Source organism: Nocardiopsis alborubida (genome assembly GCF_012396365.1).
GTDB classification, from domain to species: Bacteria; Actinomycetota; Actinomycetes; order Streptosporangiales; family Streptosporangiaceae; genus Nocardiopsis; species Nocardiopsis alborubida.
Genome location: NZ_JAAXPG010000002.1, coordinates 264,151 through 277,351, shown reverse-complemented (window position 1 = coordinate 277,351; position 13,201 = coordinate 264,151). Strand labels below are relative to the sequence as shown.

The window sequence follows — 13,201 nt, the reverse complement described above, 5'->3', positions numbered from 1 at the left end:
GTTGTGGTTCTCCCCAGGAAGACGGCGGCGCGGCATGGGGAGAACCAGGTTGGGTGGGGCAGTGGTGGTCACAGCCAGGCGCCGGTGGAGCGTCCGGTGCCGACCACGAGCGCCGAGCGCGAACCGACGTTGCCCACGGACAGCTCAGGGATCTGGAACCTGCGTGCGATCGAAAGGTAGGACTCCCCGTTGTGGATGCGGGTGAGGATGGCCTGTTGGCGCAGGACACTGAATGTGGGCTGGCCACTTTCGCGCAGCAGCACGCTGATGAACTCCACGGTGCGATCGGCGGCGCGCGCGATCTCCTCCTGGGAGGCCCCCTCGTTGATGGCCCGGATCACCTCTTGTGCCGTACGGGCGTGCAGGGTGAACGTGCGCGGGCCCAACGGGGGCGGGGGCAGGGCATGCACGTCGTCCCTGGACAGCGGAATGCGCAGGTCATGACAGAGACGCTGGTGTTCGGGGTGGAGTTGGCCTCGGTGGTGGAGCATGCGCAGCGACCGGTGGTAGAAGAACAGGCGTTTTTCTTCCGGGTGGGTCCGGTCGGGGAAGCGGTTGTTGCCGATGATGAAGCGGCCCAGTTCGTGGATGGAGCGGGTGCGCCGGTAGTGGAACATGTCCCAGATCATGTGGTGCTCGTCCAGCCACGCGATCTGGTCTGGGGTGAGCTTGCCCTTTTTGTAGAGGTTGCGCAGGTGTCTGAGCTGGGCGTACAGGGCATCGGTCGGGGAGGGCACGAGGTCGTCGTGGGTGGTGAGCCACTGGGTGATCGCTGTCTGCGCCCGGGGCCAAAAGGGGCCACCGGTCTGGGGCGTGAAGTCCATACCGATGCGGGACAGGGCGTCGACGTAACGGGAGGGCAGGAGGTTGCGGGCGTGCAGGGAGCGCTGTCTGACCAGCCACTGGCGCAGGGTGAACCTGCCGCTGGTGGTGGTGATCGAGGCGTCCACGTTCAGGTGCCCGTGCGCCTTGTACCACTCTTCGGCGATGCGGTAGTTGTGCCACCAGTGCGAGGTGCCTTCGCCCAGTACGACGGTGGTGACCTGCTCGATGAAGTCGGCGGCCAGGCCCGTGCCGGTGTCGGTGATGTGCACCCACCGCTCCAGGTCGGATGGCAGAGCGCGCCCAGGGCCGCGGCTGGTGGTCTGCTGGGTGGTCAGGGCGTGGGCGAAGCGTTCGTCGACCGAGCTCAACCCGTGCACGATTCGAACGAACGCGGCGTGGCGAGAGTGCTCCAGCACCTCCTCGGGGGTGCTGTCGGCCGGTACGTACAGCGGAGCGATGAGCTTGGCGACCTTGTTCTTCCTGCCGCCGGTGCGCAGGGCCCGCCCGATGCTTTGGATCAGGCGTCCGCGCACCTGGTTGGAGCTGAACAGGCCTACCGCATCCACCGCGGGCACGTCCACGCCTTCGACGAAGCAGCCCACCACGGTCACCACGCTCACGCCACGACCCGGGCGGGCGAGCGCGTCCTTGGCGTGTTGGCGCTGTTGGCCGGTGGAGTAGCCGTGGATGTGCAGGGCGCTCACGGGACGCTCGGGGCCGTCTGGGCCCAACAGGTCGGCGGTGGCCTGCAGGGTGTCGGTGAAGACGCGGGCCCAGGCCAGATTGGGGGCAAAGCAGATGAGGCTGCGTAAATCGTGGGTGCGCACCGACCTGAGCAGAGCGATCTGGGCGGCGACCAGGTCCGCGGGGAGCTGATGTCCGTCCACCGCGATGCGGGAGCGATGGGTGATGGCGCGGGCGACCTGGTCGGCGTGGACCAGGGCGCCGATGAGTTGGTAGTCGGCCAGGGTGCCGACGCTGATGGCCGCGCCGAAGGTCATGGTGTGGGCGATGGGCCCGAAGACCTGCTCGTCGTCCATGGAGGCCACCCCGTTGCCGGTGCGGTCGACCACGATGCGGGGGGTGGCCGTGCCATAGCAGCGCAGGCGGGCGGGCAGACGGGTGTTGTCGTGGACCACGCTCCAGGTGTTGTCCCAGCCTCCAGCGGTGTGGTGGGCCTCGTCGGCGAAGACCACGTCCCACGGGTCCAGGCCGTGGTCGGCGTGCGCGTGGACCAGCACGCCCAGGCTCTGATAGGTGCCCACGACCAGGACGGGGCTGATCAGGGCCGCCAGGGCGGCCAGGGCGGAGGCGTCTTGGACAACGGTGGCGTGCAGGTGCTGCATCCGGGCCAGCGGCTCGTCCGCGGCGGCCGAGAGCGTCTCACGCTCAGAGCACACCCCGACCACCAGGCGCAGATGGGCTCCGGCACGGGCGATCCACTCCTGGGCGATCTGGGGCACCAGGTCCAGGGAGGGCACCAGCACGAGGGTGCGGCGGGCACCGATACGGCGGGCGCTCTCGGCGTAGGCGACGGTCTTACCGGTCCCACACGCCCAGTGAAGCTGGCCCCGGTCGTGGGTGTCCCACAGCGTGACCAGCGCGGAGATCCCACGCTCCTGGTAGGGGTACAGGGCGCCCGGAGCACGGCGTTCATCCTCATCGGGCAGGTCGGAGCACACTGTGACCGCGGCCCGGTGGTGCGGGGTCGAGCCGGTCTCGACGTGGGTGATGTCGACCTGGTCGGGCACGACGCCGGTGGTGGAGCTGGGCTGGACCTGGCGCAGGGCCTCGGCCAGGCTCTGGGCGCGTTTGACCGCGACGGGTTCGTCGCACTCCACGCGCACCCGCCCACCGAGGGGAGAGGCGGTGGCCGCGGCGTCGATGGCCTCGAACGCCACCTGCGTCAGGTCGGGGGAGGTGGACTGGCCGGTGGCGTACCAGCCGCCGCCGGTGACCCAAACCCAGTCCGAACCGTCATCGTCCACCACGGCGTGCACGCTCACCGTCCACTCCTGGCCGGGCAGGAGGTGGTGCTCTGCGGGCAGGCGGCGTATCGCCAGGGTGCGCAGGTGCCCGGTGGTCAGATCCCGGGCGGCACGGCGGGCGTGCTCGGCGGCTCGGCGCAAGGTCTCCTCCCGCCCGGTCGGCAGCGCCAGACCCAGCTCGGGCGGGCAGACGACGCACACTTGTTCGCCGAAGCGGTCGTGGATCTGGTCCAGGATGTGGGGCGCGAGGTCGCTGACCTGTCGTGCGTCGGGGTGGGTGCCGCGCCAGCGGGCGGTGTTGGTGTGCACGCTCCACGTCCAGGTGCCGGACACATGCGCAGCGACGGCGACCCCGACCGCGATCGGGTGCGTGGGGGTGGTCATGACGCGGCGGCCCCGGTGTCCAGAGCGGTGATGACCACCCTGTGGTCGGAGACCGGGCGGCGGCGGGGCACGAGGATCTCGGTTTCTGCGGGTACCACCGCGTCGGCCAGCAGCTTGGACAGGAGGATCTTGTCGATGGTCAGCTCCGCACCGTTGTCGACGCCGTCGTTGACGGTCGGGGGGAACACCGTCCCCGCGGGGCGGCCTTGGAGCCGCCATGCGGCCTCGATGGCGCTTTCCCACCCGATGCCGCCGGTGCGCTCCCCGGTGACCGGGTCGGCGACGCCGAGCAGGTGGTCCAGCGGGGCGGTGTCTGCGACCCAGGGGCCGTTCGGTCCCTGGGGTTGCCATGCCTTGTGGTGGCGGCGGTGGACGGGCAGGCGTGTGAAGTCCGGGGTGGGGTACCAGGGACCGGAAGCTTGGCAGTTCGCGTCCCCTGCGGCGATGACCCGCTTTTGCCCGCCCAGGAGTCCGGACAAGACGCGAGCTGCCCGCATCCGGTCGGCGCGGTCCCAGGGGTGCCAGTGGATCGGCATGACCACGAGCGGTTCTTCCCACCACGGGGTCTGGAAGGTCGCTCTGTTCCATGCGTCCGCGTTGTCGGGTGCGGTTTCCGGGCTGTCCCACTGGGTGAGGGCCAGCAGAGCCGGATCCCAGATGACCGCGGGCGGCGCCGGGGCCCGGCTCATGTGGCCGACACGGATTTGGTAGCGCGGCCCGAACATGTCCGTCAGGAGCCCGGTTACCTTGAACCCCACTCGGTGGCTGTCCCGTTGCCAGTATTTGGCCTCGTTGACGATGATCAGCCCCGGCGGATTCTTCACGGGTGCGAACAGTTCGGTCAGGACGTGCTCGATCCCTTCCGGACAGCGGGTGCCGCCGTCCTGGATGTTGATGGTGGCGATTCGCAGGGGCGCGGAGGTCATAGGGCTCCTTGATGGAAGACGAACCGGGGGGTCACCACTGGGCGAGGGCGTGGTCGATGCCTACGGTGGTGAGGGCGAGGATGGCCTCGGCGGCGATGAGCGCGGTCAGGCGCCGGGTGCGCCGGTAGAGCCAGACCAGGACCAGCACGGGCAGGGCGGCGGCGAGGCTGCCGACCCCGAAAGGCACGACGAACACGACGACGGTCGCCATGGCGGAGACGGCGTACACCTCCCACGTCGGTCGGTGTGCGGCGCCGAGCAGGACCACGGGCGCGCCGACGGTGACCACGTGCAGGAACGGCTCGCGGGCCGCGAACGGGTGGATGCCGGGGCCGGTCCACCCCGCGGGCAGGGCCAGGTGCAGGGCGGTGTAGGCCCCGATTCCCAGCAGCAGGGCCAGCACGGCGTAGGCGCAGGTGGCCCACCACTGGGCCACCCAGCGTCGGCGCGGCCGGTGAGCGGTAGGCCAGGCGGGCAGGATCCCGACCATGTCGGCGCTGGTACCGTCCCCGCGGGCCGCCAGGAACAGGAGCATGAGTGCGAGGACGGTGCCCGCGAAGGAGACGAAGACGGGCATCCCCGTGATGCTCGCTACCTGCTGGGCCAGGGCGAAGCCGCCGCTCATCGCCCACATGATCGCGAGGAGGGCGTAGGCCTTCCACGGGGCCAGGTGCAGGGCGGGCGTGCGGATGTGCTCGGGTGCGGGGCGGGGCAACCAGGACCGGCTGGGCATCGGCGGGGTCTTTCGTTGTTGGATGGGCTGGTCACAGGCGCAGGCGGGCGAAGCCGTCCGCGCTCTGGCCGTGGGCGGACAGGTGGGTGAGCAGGTCGCCCACGGCGGTCGCCAGGTGCGCATCGTCCAGGCGAATGGCCCCGGCGGGGCGGCCCTGCTCGGTGTGGCGCAGCAGGTAGAGCACACGCCCGGGGTAGGCGATCAGGGACGGCACCGGGTGGGCGTGCTCCAGGACGGGGCGGCCGTCGCTGGTCAGGTCCACCACCCGCACCGAGAATCCGGCCCGTTCCCGCACACGAAAGGCGTGCGCGAGGTAGGCACGGTGGTGGTCCAGGGGGATGTGGGTGGCCCACACGGTGCGCACGTCCACGCCCTGGGAGAGGTGGGCCTGGCGTTGGGCCGTGAGGCGGTCGCCTTCTTCGACCAAGCAGTTGACCGCGCGCATCCGGTCGCCTCGGTGCCAGGTGGACAGCGCCAGGTCGTCGGGGTCCGACAGGCGCTTACGCGCTTCCAGGTGCCAGCACACCCCCGGGGAGCGCTGGCGTGTGTAGGCCTCGTCCACCAGGAACTCCTGCTCGTCCAACCGCTGGCCCCGGCCGGAGGCGGCGGCGTAGTGGACGGCGTCCAGCGCGGTCGCGGGGATGCCCCGGTCGGCCATGTAGGCCAAGATCTCCTTGGTGGGGTAGCGCCGGTGCGCCCCGGGGCGCCTCTGCTCGGCGAGGAGATCGCCCCGCTTGGCCGCGTTGATCAGGCTTCCGGAGGCCCGGCCGGTCAGCAGTTCGGCTGCTCCCGGGGTCAGATACTCCCCGGCCGGGGTGAGCAGGAGCCGGGCGCGGGCCAGCAGGATCGAGTACGGGGAGGGGACGTCGTACATGGTCGGTCCTCGGGTTGTTGGTGCAAGCACAGGAGCAGGGACGAGGGGCGCGGTCCCGCCTCGGTGCGAGGCGGGACCGTGACGCGGGTCTTCCTCTGAGGAGAGGAGGACAAAGAAGACCCGCAGCTAGGGGTCAGCCGAAGGTCGCGGGCCAGGCGATGACCAGCGCGGAGAAGCACAGGTTGTAGGCGGCGTGGGCGAGGATCACCGGCCACAGCCGACCGGTGCGGCGGTAGAGCCACACGATGACCAGCGCCGCCGGGACCAGGGCAAGCACGGGCAGCCCGTAGGTGAGGTGGTAGGCGATCTTGGCCAGGATCGCGAGGGTGTAGATCTCCCACGCCGGACGTCGGGCGGCGGTGAGCAGCACGACCAGGAGCCCGACCACGATGGGCTCCTCCACGAGCGCGGTGGTGAGCTGGGCGGGGCCGAGCATCAACACGGTCCAGACGGCGTCGGCGCGGTCCTCGATCACCGGCCCGCCCACCGCGGCCTCGGGCATGAGGGCGCTCAGCAGGTCCATGCCGACCATCCAGGTCACGATGGCGGCGAAGGCGCAGACGAACACCCGCCACCCCTGGCCCCAGCTCCGGTGCGGCGTCGCTTCCTGCTGGCTGGTGCGGTTGAACACCGCCGCGATGGGCATGCGCAGCAGCCAGCGGCACACCAGCCACAGGCAGACGAACGTCAACCCCAGCAGCACGGCGTGCATGATCCACTGCGACAAGGCCAGGGCCCAGAAGGTGTCGGCGTTGGGCGCCGGGAAGCGGGGAGCGGCTTGGTCGGTGAGCGTGGCCGTGACGATTCCGGCCAGGGGGTAGCCGAACACGAGCAGGTAGACCACGGCCAGCACCGGGTAGGCGGCCCACGCTGAGACCTGCCGGGGCTGGAGCAGCAGTTCGGCCGGGGTTGGAGCCGGGATCGGCCACCGCCGGCGCCGCGAGCTGGCTGGCGGGGCGTCGGTGGTGCTGGGAGCGTTCATCGGTGGGTTGTCCTTGGAGAGTCGTATCGGGTGGGCAAGGAAGAAGCGGGTGGGTCCTCGGCCCCGCGCCCCATCTGCGCGGGGCCGAGGACACCGGGGCAGGGAGCCGTTCCAGGAGCAGGGGAGGACGGTCGGCTCCCGCGGAGGGAGGGGTCTGTGCGCAGGCCGGTCGAGAGCCTGGCTCGATGTTCAGTCAGCGGGTGTTATCGGTTGCCGCGCTGGTAGGTGGCCAGGGGGACCGCGCAGGACCACAGGCGCTCCCACTCCGCGATCCAGGTCTGGACGTCGCCGGGGGCGGCGAAGTAGAGGTCGCCGCACTCGACCCAGGCGCTCTGGCCTCGGATGGTGAACCCGGTCGGGTCGGTAAGGACCGGGGCAGCCGGGCGCACTCGGATCTCGATGTGGTCGAGGCGGTCCAGGTCGGCCAGATGGGCGCGCTGGTCTTCCATCAGCTCGGTGTGCGGGGCGTGGTCGTGCACGGCGCCGCTGAGCAGGAAGCAGTGGCGCAGATGGGTCAGTTCGCGCATCTGCTGGCCGCGTTCCATCCGCAGCCGGAAGTGGTCTTCTCGGCCCTCGTCGAGGTGGGGTAGGGCGTCGGCCAGAGCGGTCGCGTAGTCGGGGGTCTGGAGCAGACCCGGCATGGCCCCGGGCGCGTACTGCCAGGTCGCATGGGCGGACTCCTCGGTCTTCAGGGCTGCCTGGCCGCCGTCGAAGACCGTCGTGACGAACCTCGTGGTCATGATGTGTCTTTCTCGTTGTCGTGGTGCAGGACAGAGTGGTGCGGTGGAGTGGGTCAGGGTCGTGGGACGAGAGGGTCATGTGCTCGGGTTGGTGAAGTCGAGACTGGACACGAGCATCTGCACCGCCAGGGGGGAATCCAGTGGCGCGTAACAGGACCAGGCGCGCTCGAAGTGGTCGCGGGCCAGGTCGTGGTCGCCTTGTTTGCGGGCCACCCAGGCCAGCGACTCATGGACCTGTCCGCACAGCAGCGGCGCCTGTTCCTGCGGGGCTAGGGCGAGGGCGGCCTGGCCGTGCTCGTGGGCGCTGTCGTAGCGGCCCAGGTCCATGAGCACTTCGCACAGGTCCCGGTGCACCCACGCCGCCATGAGCTCTTCGTTGTTTTCGACCAGGGGCGGTAGGGCCGACTGCAGCAGCGCTGCGGTCTGGGTCCAGTGCTCGTCGATGTACAAGGGGAGCGCTTGGCGGTAGCGGGCCACAGCGATGTCGCGGCGCCAGCCGAGTTCTTCACCGGAGTGCAGGGCCAACTGCGCGTAGTGGGCTGCCATGAGGTGGTGGCTGGCCTGGCCGTAGGCATAGCTCACCGCGAGGTAGAAGTGGGTCAATCCGCGCTTGTGGTAGTGGTGGGAGCGTCGGGGTTGCTCACTGCTCATCCACAAGGCGAGCGCGTAGTTGATCGAGGCCAAGGCCAGATCGTGTTCCCTGCGGCGCAGGTGCCACAAGGCGATGGCGTGGTGCATCAGCGCGTGGGCTCCGTCGTCGCCCAGGGACTCTGCTGAGGCCAGCCCCAGATCGATGATGCCTCGCGTGCCGCTGGGCCTTTGCAGCTCGTCCCAGACCCCGATCGCCTCGGCGATCAGCACAGCTTGTTGGTGGTGGGAGGTGCGGTGCGCCATGCCAGCCACCTCACGGAGGTTGTCCAGTTCATCGTGGAACCAGGCGTGGGCTTGGGCGCGGGAGCTGAGCTGGTCGCGTGTGGTGAGGCGGACCTGTTCGACCATGGGCGGGTGCCACCGCCACCGGCCCGGGTCCAGGGCTAGGTCGGCGGCGATGGCGTGCTCGGCGTAGTGGCTCACCACACGGGCGCGAGCGCGGCGGCACCCGGGCAACAGCACCGTTGATGCGGTGCGCTCCAGGGCGGCGCGCACTTCGATAGCCATGGTGTGGTGGCCGTCGTCATGGCGGGTGAGCACGCCGGAGTGGACCAGCCGGTCGAGCCGGGCCCGGGTCTCGGGAACGGGCAGGGACCACACGGCGGCGGCCAGGTCGAGGGTCCAGTGCGGGCCCGGGTGTGCGGTGAGCAGCACGGCCGCGTCACGGTCGGTGGTGACCAGGTGGCGGATGAGGCGGGCCGCGCTGTCGGCGTCCGGCGCGGGTGGCGGTTGGGTCATGGTGGAGTCCTTGGTACGGGGCGCTCGGGCGCCTGGCGGGATCTGCGTCTCGGGCGTCGTCGCGGTGGTTCACGCGCTCCTGAGGTCTTGGGCGAGTGGGGGAGCGGGCTCGGTGTCCTCGCTGGTTCGCGCCTGGGAGTCCACCTGGGTGGCGTAGCGTGTGTGCGCCTGACCAGGGCGTCCCTGCCAGGCGGGCAGCCGGTGGCAGAGCACCATGGCGGGGGTGGCGATCTCGACGCGAACGCGGTCGTCGGCCCAGAGCAGGTGCAGGCGCACCTCGGTGGCCGAGCACGCGATCAGGAGGGTGGCCAGGGTGCGCACCCGCGCGGTGAGGAGTTCGACCTGCGGTGCGGGCAGGCCCCACCGGGTCAGGGTGGTGTGCGTGTACGCGGCGATGTCGGCGGGGGACTCGGTCGCGGGGGCAAAGGTGCGGTGCTGGGAGAAGTGGGGCATGGTTCTTTTCAGGTCGTAGCGGTCGCGGGCACGGGGCCTGCAGCGAGCAGGCGGGCGTGGGCGTCGTCGATGAGGGCCACGCTGCCGGAGGTGTCTTCGGCCCACCCCCACAGCCGTTCCAGAGCGTTGCGCAGGAACCGCAGTGAGTAGGTGGGAGGTGGTGGATCACCGATGTGGATTTCCCTGATCCCGGGGAAGTAGAGGGCCTCATCGGCGAGTCCGGGGATTGAGCACAGCTCGAACGGTGAGTCGAAGAAGTGGCCGCTGGCGTGGGAGAGCACCCGCAGCCGTCCACGAGCGGCTAGCGCGCGCAGGGCGGTAAGTTGTTCGGCCATCGCCTGGGTGCCGCCGCACCACTTACGCAGGATCGTCTCGTCGACGACGTAGCGCTGGTCGATTCCGCGTCGGCGCACGCGCCGCTGCAGGGCCAGGCGCACCGACACCGCCATCTCCAGGTGCGCTGGGTCGTCGTGGAAGAAGCGCTCGATGGCGCGCGCATACCCTTCGGTCTGCATCAGCTCGGGAATGAGCAGGTCGGCCCAGCCGTAGACCTGGCGGGCATCGCCCCGCAACCCCACCGCGGCGCGCTCACCCTCGGGCACGTGCAGGCGCTGCACCTCCCACCATTGGGGGGCACGACTACCCCACCAGAGCCGGATGAGCTCCTCGCGCACCTGCTGCGACGCCTCGTAGCAGGCGCACAGCGAGCGCAGCACGTCCAAGGTCACGGACGCCTGCGGGTTCTCGGCCCGCATGAGGGTGGCGTGCGAGACGCCCACAGCGCGAGCGGTGTGGACCTGGGTCAGATCGGCCTGAGTGCGCAGCTCACGCAGCCGGTGGGTGAGCACATGGTGCTGCACCGTGGCCGAGGGCCCGGCGAGGGAATCGGTGTGCTCCTGCTCCGCAGGCGTGGGGGCGAAGTTGGGGAGCGGGCGCTTCTGTCCCTGCGGCCCGCTCGGACGCATCCGTGTTTTCGCCGCGTGCAGCCGCCTGTGCACCCACCCCAGGGAGCGGCCCGTGGCAGCGGCCACCTGGATTGTGGTGGCGCCCTGTTCGTAGACGAGTCGCAACTCCTGGGCGGTGCTGTTGCGGTGTAACCCGGCCAAGGCCTGGCCGAGCTTTCGTTCGTCGATCACCGCTGGCCTCCGATCCGGGCCAAGGCGCACAGCACGTCGGTACCCGGGGTGGGGCAGGCGGGCGTCGGCCAGGCCGTCACCGGGGTGGGCCCCTGGTGGGGCACCATCCCGCTCTGCGTCATCAGGTCGAGCAGGTGCGGGGCGGAGCGGAACTGCACGAGCGCGCCGGTGGTGCGGGTCATCAGCGCCGACCACGGCCCTCGCCCGGTGGGGTGGGACACGGCCACGTAGCTGTCAGGGGCCACCAGATTCGGCAGAGACGCCAGCACACTGAGCGCCTGGTCGTCGTCGAGCAGGGCTAGCACCCATCCGAGGATGAGCACGGTCGGCTGATGCGGGTCGATATCGCAGGCGGCCAGCCCGGCCCGCACCTGGGCGAGGTCGGTGAGGTCGGCCAGTGCGGCGCCGCCCTGGTAGGGGGCGAGCCCTGCGCGGCGGTGTTCGACCACGGCCGGGTCGATGTCCAGGTAGGCGCACCGGCGCATCCGGACTGCGAGCGCGTACTCGTGGGTGTCGACCGGGTGCGACGCGGTCGCCGGAGTGCGGCGGGGCATCCCGCATCCCAGATCAGCGACTTGGGTCAGGCCCCAGGGGCGGAGCTGGGTCAGGAGGGCGCCGACCCAGTCGCGTCCGGCATGGGCCAACCCCCACGCCCGCGGCACCACCTGGTGCATCATGCGGGCGTAGGCCTCGGCGCGTGGTGTGGTGGAGACGCCCAGCAGTGCCGCTTGTACCTCGGCGACGCTGCAGGGCTCGGGTGCGGTTGTGTGCGCGTTCACCGGGGCGCCGCCTCGGTGTAGCCAGGGCGGCCCCACACCGTGCGCGCATCCTCCAGGAAGGCTCGGCAGGTGACTGCCGGGGCAGGTTGGAGGCCGCGCGGCAACCCGGCAAGGGGTTGGTGGGCCGCCGCGCGGCGGTCGTTGGCGCTCTCGGTACCGGATGTGGGAGGAGAAGACGTGGTCATGGGGTCACCGGCCTTGTACCAGCGTCTGGCGTGAGCGGGCACTGACCGTGTCAAGCACCTCGGCCGCGGCCACCATGAGCGCGTCCTCGTCCTCGATCGGGCCAACAGCCTCACCGTTCGGAGCATCGACCCACCACTGGCCCGCGTCCTGGCGGACATGCACGCGATGCCCGAACCGCGACAGGAACAGCTGACCACCCTGCTGGCGCGGTGACAGCCCAGCTTGGAAGGCAGCGTCGACCAGTGCAGACAGCATGTGCCGCTGGGGTTGGTTGAAGCCCGCCATCACCACTCACCTGCCGCCGACGATCGGAGCTTGCGGGCCCGACCGCCACACAGCCGCGGGTGGTAGGGCTGCTTGGTGCTCAGCGTGCGCCAACTGCTCGCGCAGCTCCTCGACCGTGCCAGCGTCCACCGGGCCCACGGGGTGGGGGCCGAGGAAGAAGGCGAGATAGGCGCGCTGGTAGGGAGCCCACAGGATCCACCAGTGCGGGTACTCGGCATCCAGGGCTTTGGCGTGGTGGTACTGGTCGGCATCGAGCGTGCGCTCCCCCGGGAGGGAACGGTCCTGGTGGTAGGGCGCGGCGTCACGGCTTCGGCTCCTCTCAGACAGCGGTGGCGGAGAGTGGACTGCGGGTCTGGGTGGGGTGGGTCTGCTCGTAGGCCGTCCGTGCCCTCTCCAGCAGCTCCTTCCAGCTGGTCACCTCGGGGCGGCGGCGCAGCAGGGCGCGGCGCTCGCGCTCGGTCATGCCGCCCCACACGCCGAACTCGACCCGCCCGTCCAGCGCCTCGGCCAGGCAATCGGTCTGCACGGGGCATCTGCGGCACATGGGCTTGAGGTCGTGTTGGCGTGCTCCCCGCACGAACAGGGCGTCGGGATCGAGATCACGGCACTTGGCCTCTGCGGTGAAGGGTGCGTCCATGGCTGTCCAGCTCCTGGGGGAGAAGGGACTCGGGGGTTAGGGGCGTGCCGGGAGCGGCAAGAGCAGGTCGGGCAACTCAGCCAGGTCGGACAGGACCGTGTGGGCGCCGCAGCGCAGCGCCTGCTGGCGCTCGGCGGTGGCGTCCGCCGCCAGGAGGGCTACGGCGTGCATGCCGTGGGCGCGGGGCCCGGCCACGTCGTGCATGGGGTCGGCGCCCACCCACGCCACCCGCGACGGCGCCGAGGAGCAGCGGCGCAGGACGTGCTCGTAGAACGCCGGGTCGGGGGAGGCCACGCCGAGCTGGCTGGAGGTGATCAGGGGCAGGTCACCCAGCCCGGCGTCAGCCACCGACTTGGCGCGCTGGGTGTGGGGGCGGCAGGTGTTGGTCGCCACCAGCACCTGGTAGCCCTGCTCGGCCAGCCGGGCGAGCAGGTAGGCGGCCTGCGGGGTGACCGGGGCGTCCCCGGCCCGCTCCCACACCTGCACCGCCAGCTCCGCGATCGGCAGGGGGCAGGCGATGCCGTGGCGGGTGAACACCATGCTGATCAGGTCGGTGAGCGCGGTGGCGTGGGCCAGGCGCTGCCAGATGACCAGGTGCTGGTCGTAGTCGGAGAGCACCTGGGCGGGCAGGTCCACGTCGTGCGCGGCCAGCACCGCGCGCAGGTGGCCGCCGTGTGGTCGGTAGTCGTGGTCGGTCTCTGCGCTCAGGATGCGGTCGTAGCCGACCACGAGCGTGGTCACGGCCAGGGGCCGGGTCATGGTCTACCTCCAGCGGGAGTGGGTGGTGGGTGTCCTCGCCCCGGGATCCCACGTCGGGGCGAGGACACCCGGGGCGCCGTCCGGGGTCACGGGAGAACGGTCAGCGCCTTGAGGGGTGTGGTCAT

13 protein-coding genes are annotated in these 13,201 nt (G+C 70.8%); all 13 read right to left on the bottom strand.

The window, feature by feature from the left end; translation table 11 throughout:
* Nucleotides 1–68 precede the first annotated feature (68 nt).
* The 13 genes from HGB44_RS03585 to HGB44_RS03525 all read right to left on the bottom strand — a co-directional run bounded on the left by HGB44_RS03585 (nt 69) and on the right by HGB44_RS03525 (nt 13,076).
* Nucleotides 69–3,197: a DEAD/DEAH box helicase gene (locus HGB44_RS03585; RefSeq protein WP_061081278.1), complete on the bottom strand. Its 3,129-nt coding sequence runs from the start codon at nt 3,195–3,197 to the stop codon at nt 69–71.
* Nucleotides 3,194–4,123, bottom strand: a complete 930-nt coding sequence (locus HGB44_RS03580) for an endonuclease/exonuclease/phosphatase family protein (protein WP_061081279.1) — start codon at nt 4,121–4,123, stop codon at nt 3,194–3,196. Before HGB44_RS03580 ends, HGB44_RS03585 begins: the two co-directional genes overlap by 4 nt.
* 31 nt (nt 4,124–4,154) lie before the next feature.
* Entirely contained in the window at nt 4,155–4,856 is a 702-nt protein-coding gene (locus HGB44_RS03575; protein WP_061081280.1) for a hypothetical protein, read from the bottom strand.
* Nucleotides 4,857–4,887: 31 nt separating this feature from the next.
* Complete coding sequence (locus HGB44_RS03570; protein WP_061081281.1) at nt 4,888–5,730, bottom strand: DUF6879 family protein; 843 nt, start codon at nt 5,728–5,730, stop codon at nt 4,888–4,890.
* A gap of 133 nt (nt 5,731–5,863) precedes the next feature.
* The gene (locus HGB44_RS03565; protein WP_061081282.1) at nt 5,864–6,712 is read right to left on the bottom strand and encodes a CPBP family intramembrane glutamic endopeptidase; all 849 of its coding nucleotides are present in this window, start codon (nt 6,710–6,712) and stop codon (nt 5,864–5,866) included.
* A gap of 203 nt (nt 6,713–6,915) precedes the next feature.
* On the bottom strand, nt 6,916–7,452 hold the full coding sequence (locus HGB44_RS03560; protein WP_061081283.1) for a Scr1 family TA system antitoxin-like transcriptional regulator: 537 nt from the start codon (nt 7,450–7,452) through the stop codon (nt 6,916–6,918).
* Between the two features lie 75 nt (nt 7,453–7,527).
* Nucleotides 7,528–8,841: a tetratricopeptide repeat protein gene (locus tag HGB44_RS03555; protein WP_061081284.1), complete on the bottom strand. Its 1,314-nt coding sequence runs from the start codon at nt 8,839–8,841 to the stop codon at nt 7,528–7,530.
* 69 nt (nt 8,842–8,910) lie between these two features.
* Nucleotides 8,911–9,294: a hypothetical protein gene (locus tag HGB44_RS03550; RefSeq protein ID WP_061081285.1), complete on the bottom strand. Its 384-nt coding sequence runs from the start codon at nt 9,292–9,294 to the stop codon at nt 8,911–8,913.
* Nucleotides 9,295–9,302: 8 nt separating this feature from the next.
* A complete protein-coding gene (locus HGB44_RS03545; protein WP_231972480.1) occupies nt 9,303–10,430 on the bottom strand; it encodes a Scr1 family TA system antitoxin-like transcriptional regulator in 1,128 nt (375 codons plus the stop codon).
* On the bottom strand, nt 10,427–11,209 hold the full coding sequence (locus HGB44_RS03540) for an SAM-dependent methyltransferase (RefSeq protein ID WP_168443939.1): 783 nt from the start codon (nt 11,207–11,209) through the stop codon (nt 10,427–10,429). Before HGB44_RS03540 ends, HGB44_RS03545 begins: the two co-directional genes overlap by 4 nt.
* Before the next feature lie 189 nt (nt 11,210–11,398).
* Nucleotides 11,399–11,680, bottom strand: a complete 282-nt coding sequence (locus HGB44_RS03535; RefSeq protein ID WP_061081288.1) for a hypothetical protein — start codon at nt 11,678–11,680, stop codon at nt 11,399–11,401.
* A 319-nt stretch (nt 11,681–11,999) separates the two neighbouring features.
* Entirely contained in the window at nt 12,000–12,317 is a 318-nt protein-coding gene (locus HGB44_RS03530) for a WhiB family transcriptional regulator (protein WP_061081289.1), read from the bottom strand.
* A 36-nt stretch (nt 12,318–12,353) separates the two neighbouring features.
* Nucleotides 12,354–13,076 carry an HAD family hydrolase gene (locus tag HGB44_RS03525; protein ID WP_061081290.1) on the bottom strand — a complete coding sequence of 241 codons (723 nt, stop codon included), beginning with the start codon at nt 13,074–13,076 and terminating at the stop codon, nt 12,354–12,356.
* Nucleotides 13,077–13,201 lie beyond the last annotated feature (125 nt).

Bases quoted from the DNA above. Each gene is read 5' to 3' on its own strand.
- HGB44_RS03580 (WP_061081279.1), bottom strand. From the start codon at position 4,123: ATGACCTCCGCGCCCCTGCGAATCGCCACCATCAACATCCAGGACGGC.
- HGB44_RS03555 (WP_061081284.1), bottom strand. From the start codon at position 8,841: ATGACCCAACCGCCACCCGCGCCGGACGCCGACAGCGCGGCCCGCCTC.
- HGB44_RS03535 (WP_061081288.1), bottom strand. From the start codon at position 11,680: ATGGCGGGCTTCAACCAACCCCAGCGGCACATGCTGTCTGCACTGGTC.
- HGB44_RS03570 (WP_061081281.1), bottom strand. From the start codon at position 5,730: ATGTACGACGTCCCCTCCCCGTACTCGATCCTGCTGGCCCGCGCCCGG.
- HGB44_RS03550 (WP_061081285.1), bottom strand. From the start codon at position 9,294: ATGCCCCACTTCTCCCAGCACCGCACCTTTGCCCCCGCGACCGAGTCC.
- HGB44_RS03525 (WP_061081290.1), bottom strand. From the start codon at position 13,076: ATGACCCGGCCCCTGGCCGTGACCACGCTCGTGGTCGGCTACGACCGC.
- HGB44_RS03560 (WP_061081283.1), bottom strand. From the start codon at position 7,452: ATGACCACGAGGTTCGTCACGACGGTCTTCGACGGCGGCCAGGCAGCC.
- HGB44_RS03565 (WP_061081282.1), bottom strand. From the start codon at position 6,712: ATGAACGCTCCCAGCACCACCGACGCCCCGCCAGCCAGCTCGCGGCGC.
- HGB44_RS03530 (WP_061081289.1), bottom strand. From the start codon at position 12,317: ATGGACGCACCCTTCACCGCAGAGGCCAAGTGCCGTGATCTCGATCCC.
- HGB44_RS03585 (WP_061081278.1), bottom strand. From the start codon at position 3,197: ATGACCACCCCCACGCACCCGATCGCGGTCGGGGTCGCCGTCGCTGCG.
- HGB44_RS03575 (WP_061081280.1), bottom strand. From the start codon at position 4,856: ATGCCCAGCCGGTCCTGGTTGCCCCGCCCCGCACCCGAGCACATCCGC.